Source organism: Synechococcus sp. R8-2 (assembly GCF_047461715.1).
GTDB lineage: Bacteria > Cyanobacteriota > Cyanobacteriia > Thermostichales > Thermostichaceae > Thermostichus.
In genome coordinates this window covers 1-4376 of the sequence record NZ_JANSHQ010000022.1, presented here as the reverse complement: position 1 = coordinate 4376, position 4376 = coordinate 1, and the positions used below count along the sequence as shown (strand labels likewise).

General features: G+C 57.3%; 7 protein-coding genes. 5 read left to right on the top strand and 2 right to left on the bottom strand.

Annotated elements, in window-relative coordinates:
• Positions 1 to 58 precede the first annotated feature (58 nt).
• Positions 59 to 310 (bottom strand): RNA recognition motif domain-containing protein, encoded by a 252-nt coding sequence (locus tag NW819_RS00610; protein ID WP_011434316.1) that lies wholly within the window; start codon positions 308 to 310, stop codon positions 59 to 61.
• A 374-nt stretch (positions 311 to 684) separates the two neighbouring features.
• Here NW819_RS00610 and NW819_RS00605 point away from each other — a divergent pair, with 374 nt between their 5' ends.
• The 4 genes from NW819_RS00605 to def all read left to right on the top strand — a co-directional run bounded on the left by NW819_RS00605 (position 685) and on the right by def (position 2244).
• Positions 685 to 864, top strand: a complete 180-nt coding sequence (locus NW819_RS00605) for an NblA/ycf18 family protein (RefSeq protein ID WP_238376817.1) — start codon at positions 685 to 687, stop codon at positions 862 to 864.
• Positions 864 to 1190, top strand: a complete 327-nt coding sequence (locus NW819_RS00600) for a DUF2499 domain-containing protein (protein WP_414412576.1) — start codon at positions 864 to 866, stop codon at positions 1188 to 1190. Before NW819_RS00605 ends, NW819_RS00600 begins: the two co-directional genes overlap by 1 nt.
• A 3-nt stretch (positions 1191 to 1193) precedes the next feature.
• The gene (locus NW819_RS00595) at positions 1194 to 1508 is read left to right on the top strand and encodes a DUF3593 domain-containing protein (protein WP_011434312.1); all 315 of its coding nucleotides are present in this window, start codon (positions 1194 to 1196) and stop codon (positions 1506 to 1508) included.
• A 145-nt stretch (positions 1509 to 1653) separates the two neighbouring features.
• Entirely contained in the window at positions 1654 to 2244 is a 591-nt protein-coding gene (gene def / locus NW819_RS00590; protein WP_414412575.1) for a peptide deformylase, read from the top strand.
• Positions 2245 to 2282: 38 nt separating this feature from the next.
• On the opposite strand, the gene NW819_RS00585 is transcribed toward def, so the two are convergent.
• Entirely contained in the window at positions 2283 to 2636 is a 354-nt protein-coding gene (locus tag NW819_RS00585; protein ID WP_414350209.1) for a hypothetical protein, read from the bottom strand.
• A 199-nt stretch (positions 2637 to 2835) separates the two neighbouring features.
• Here NW819_RS00585 and cbiD point away from each other — a divergent pair, with 199 nt between their 5' ends.
• A complete protein-coding gene (gene cbiD, locus NW819_RS00580; protein WP_414412574.1) occupies positions 2836 to 3942 on the top strand; it encodes a cobalt-precorrin-5B (C(1))-methyltransferase CbiD in 1107 nt (368 codons plus the stop codon).
• Positions 3943 to 4376 lie beyond the last annotated feature (434 nt).

Below are 4376 nucleotides of genomic sequence, written 5' to 3'. Positions count from 1 at the left end.
GCGGGACGGAGTCCTTTGGTTGTCCAGAATGGCAAACCCAGGGTTGAACAATCTTTGCTTAGGCTTGGCGGCGGGGCCTGGCTCGATCCAAACGCAGAGGCCGGCCCATGAATTCCTGCCCGTTCGCGCTCTCGATGGCTTCGTCCTCCTCAGCTTCAGTTGCCAGATCCACAAACGCGAAGCCTCGTGTCTGCCCGGTTTCTCGGTCTATCGGGATTGTAACCGACTTAACGTTCCACCTCTGCTGGAAGAAAGCTTTCAGTTCTTCTGTTGAGGCTTTATAGTTTAGGTTCCCCACAAAAATGGTCATGGCAATTCAAGCAAAGTAAGTCACCAATCAGCAAGGGTGGCAACAAAGCTCCAGAGTACTTCACTTCTATCATGGAGCCCTGCCGAATCGCCGAACATGACGGGATGTAAAGGGATCCCTGCCGGAAAATCTTCCCCCTTCCCCATCCAAAATGCACCTTTGTCCAACTTGACGGGCCTGTACTTTTTCTGCCACTGGGTTGAGGTTCTCTGCCCTCGCCTCGGCCAAGCTCCCTTCCGGCACGTCGAGATCCGGCATCTTGTCACGTTGTTGCGATTTGTTAAGATATGTATTATCCTGCTTGCACTACCTGGCCAGATCTGCGCTGTTGGAACTCTTTGCAGACCTCTCTACCTGAGCACCCTGAGGTGATAATGATGGATGAAACGCTAGAGCTCTCTTTGGAGCAGCAATTTCGCCAGCGGGCTTTCGAGACTTTGGTTTCTCGCATGAGCCCCGAGCAGGCCAAAGACATTTTGGTCAAACTGCACAAGCAAATGCTGTTGCAGGAGGCCACTTACCGCCAACTGCTTCGTCATTCCCTCAGCGCCTGATGCACGCCCTTTCACTTCCCACCTGGTGGATTCACATTGCCAGCGTCTTGGAGTGGATCGCTGCTACTGTGCTCGTGTGGCAATTTGGGGAGCGGGTGGGCCAGCCCGAATGGCGAAGTTTGAGCTGGGCGATGCTGCCCGCTTTGTCGGGGGCAATGTGCGCAATCACCTGGCACTGGTTTGACAACGACCCCAAGTTGGACTGGGTGGTCACTGCACAGGCCAGCTTGACCTTGCTGGGCAACTGTACCCTGGCTTGGGCTGCCTACCGCATTTGGCGAGCTGAGAGAGCCGACGAGCCTGCACAGGAGGGGGATCCCGACTAGGCGATGAACAGTTTATTTGCCCTCTCTCTGTTCCCTTACTTGGTCTTTTTATTCTTTCTGTCGCGGCTGCGCCGGATCCCACGTTTGGCTTTGGTTGGATTTTGGCTGTTGTTGCTTTTTGTGGCCGTCAGCATCCCGGCAGGGCTGTACGCTCAGATGCACTACGGCACTTCCCTGGCCAATGTGGATCCCTTGCATGGAGGGGCAGAGGCTTTTCTCACCCTCTCCAATATTTTGGTGGCCTTGGGCTTTAAGCAGGGAATTGACCAACAGGCCCAACGACTTCCAGAGGCTGGCGACGGCAACCCTGAGCCATGATCATCCCAAACAAGCCTCTACCCCCTCTTCAAAATCAAATAAGGAGAAGAGAGTTAGGCAACAGTGGTTTCGGCGCAACTGGGACTGAATGTAGAATGGGGATCCAGACCCGATACCTGCTGTTTATTCTGAAGAGATCTGCCGGATGGTGGCTACCCTTTCTGTTGCTGTTCCCAAAGTGAAGCTGAAGCATCCGCCCCTGCGCATTTATCGCATGGGGGACAAGGTGCTGCGGCAGCCGGCCAAGCGCATCAGCCAGGTCAATGAGGAGATCCGCCAGCTTGCCCGGGACATGCTACAGACCATGTACAGCTTTGATGGGATTGGTCTGGCGGCTCCGCAAGTTGGCATTCCTAAGCGCATGATTGTGGTAGATCTCTATCCCGATAAGCCGGAGGTGCCACCCCTGGTGCTGATCAACCCGGAGATTCGCGAGTACATTGGCGAGGCCGTTGCCGGGCAGGAGGGTTGCCTGAGCATTCCGGGGGTGTTTTGCGAGGTCGTGCGCCCAGAAGGGATTGTGGTTTCGTTTAAGGATGAAACGGGGCGGCCCCGCACCCTTCGAGCGGACGATTTGCTGGCGCGGGTGATCCAGCACGAAATCGACCACCTCAACGGCGTGTTGTTTGTGGATCACGTGGAAAACGAGCTGGTGCTGGATCAAGAGCTGCGCAAACACGGCTTCCAGATGCAGGATGTGCAACGCAAAGGCAAGCCCTCTGCTGTTCCCCGTTGAAGCCTTTCCAGACCGGTCCGGACGACTGTCGGTTTGGTTTAGTGTTGCAAGCGCTGGGCCAAGAGCTGCTCTTCCAGAGCGGCAATACGGTTGTAGGCAGCGGTTAACTGGGCACTCAGGCGCTGTATTTGGGCTTCGGGGGCCAGCTCATGCCCCATGCTGCGGTTGCTCACCACGGTGGGTTCATCATCCAGCAGGAAGTTGTGGCTGCCATCTTCCACCAAGTCTGAGATTAGAACGCTGTAACGGGAGGGGGCGGGGGTGTTTTTTTTGGCTTCCTGGGTAGCCAGGAGAACAGCCACCACCTGCTCGGGCATCCGCTCGATGGCAGCTTTTAGCTCCTGTATTTGCGACTCCAGACGCTCAAGGTAGTGCTGCACTGCTTCGCTCATAGCTGCCCCAGTTTTCGACTACCTTCATTGAAAAAGGCAAATTTCGGATCCCCTCTTCTTCCCCCAGATCATTTAACGATTGCTTCCGGGAGGTGTTCCCCGAAACTCCTGGGTTCTCTCACAAGCCACAATTGAGGTGTGCATTTTCCGGAGATTTTGGTTTTCCGGTTACCCATTTCCCAAGCAAAAATCTCTGCAGATGCAGGATGCTGTTCAGGGATCCCGACCGCGGGGCTATACCTTGCCGGTTTTCGCCGTTGCTTCGGCCAGAGCTGCTCTTCACCACCTTCTGGGGATCCCTTTGGAGAAGGAAGGGGGGCGCTTGGTTGTTGCGGTGCAGGCTGAGCCCCAGTCCCTTGAGGCTTGGATCCGGATCCCAGTGGAGCAGGTAGCTGCCTTGGAGAAGGCAACAGCTCTGGCCATTACCCGCTCGGATCCCGGCCCCCACCTGGATCTCACCCGCGACACGCCGGTCTGGGCTTGGGCCAGGCTAGAGGATAGGGATCCCGAGGATCCCCCCTTGATCTTGGAAGCCGGGGAAGGGCTGGGGCGACGCACCGATGGCAGCCCGGCCATTTATGCCTATGCCCGCCGTTTGTTTGAGATCAATCTTTTGCCCGGGATCCCAGAGGGCTGCCGCCTGCGGGTGCGCATCATTTTGCCTGAAGGAAAGCTGCTGGCCGAGCGCACATCCAATGCTGCTTTTGGGGTGCTGGAAGGGCTGGCCCTGTTGGGAACGCGGGCGGAGGTGGAGCCTTCCTCAAGTGTTGAGAGCTTAGAGCGAGCCCGCCAAGAGCTGCAACAAAAGTTGGAGCGGCACAAGCATTTGACCTTTTGCGTGGGCAGCCATGGGCAGCAGGTGGCGCTGGGGCAAGGGATCCCGGAAGACCAGATCCTGCGAGTAGCCAATTGGATAGGGCCGTTGCTGGTGGAAGCGGCGCTGCGGGGGGCGGAGTCCATTCATTTGATCGGCTACCACGGCAAGCTGATCAAGCTGGCGGGGGGGATCTTCACCACTTCCAGCCACGTGGCCGATGCCCGCTTGGAAATTCTGGCGGCAGCCCTGATCCGGCGTGGGGGAACGGCAGAACAGGCGCGGCAGGTGTTGGAGTTGCGGACAGTAGAGGCAGCGGTGCACTATCTGGATGGCCTTGGCTGGGCAGCACCCGTGATGGAGGAGTTGGCCCGTCAAATCCTGGAGCGAGCCGCAGGCTATGTGCAAAAGTATGCCGGTCGATCCCTGCTGTTGGCGGTGACGTTGTTCGACCGACAGGGGCAAATCTGCGCCCAGGTGGGGATCCCATAATGAGGTCATTTCGATTGAGACGAGGACATTGCAATCCCCCCGGATCCTCAACCATTTTTCTCCCGAAGTGTCTTAAGCGCTCCGTGCCGCCAAAGGCAACCACCCCCGGCTCCTCTCCCTTTAGTCCGTGCTCCAAAAGTCAATCCCTCTGCTCGAAACCCGCTGAGCAACGGTGGATCCCGGCCAAGACCACATAGGAGAGCGTTACGGCTGAGGAAGCAGATCCACTTTCCCAGCCACTGCCAATCAGACTCAGGTTGGCACTAGGATCCCACACCTAGTTCCCGGAGATGTTGACACTATCCACCCGCCAGCGAGTGGCCGAGCCGGAAGCTGTACCAGAAGAGCGATAGCGGAAGGCAATGTAAACACGGTTGGAAGGCTGGATCCCAGCCAGAGAAATCGGGCCGGAGTCGACGAAGCTGCCCGTAGAG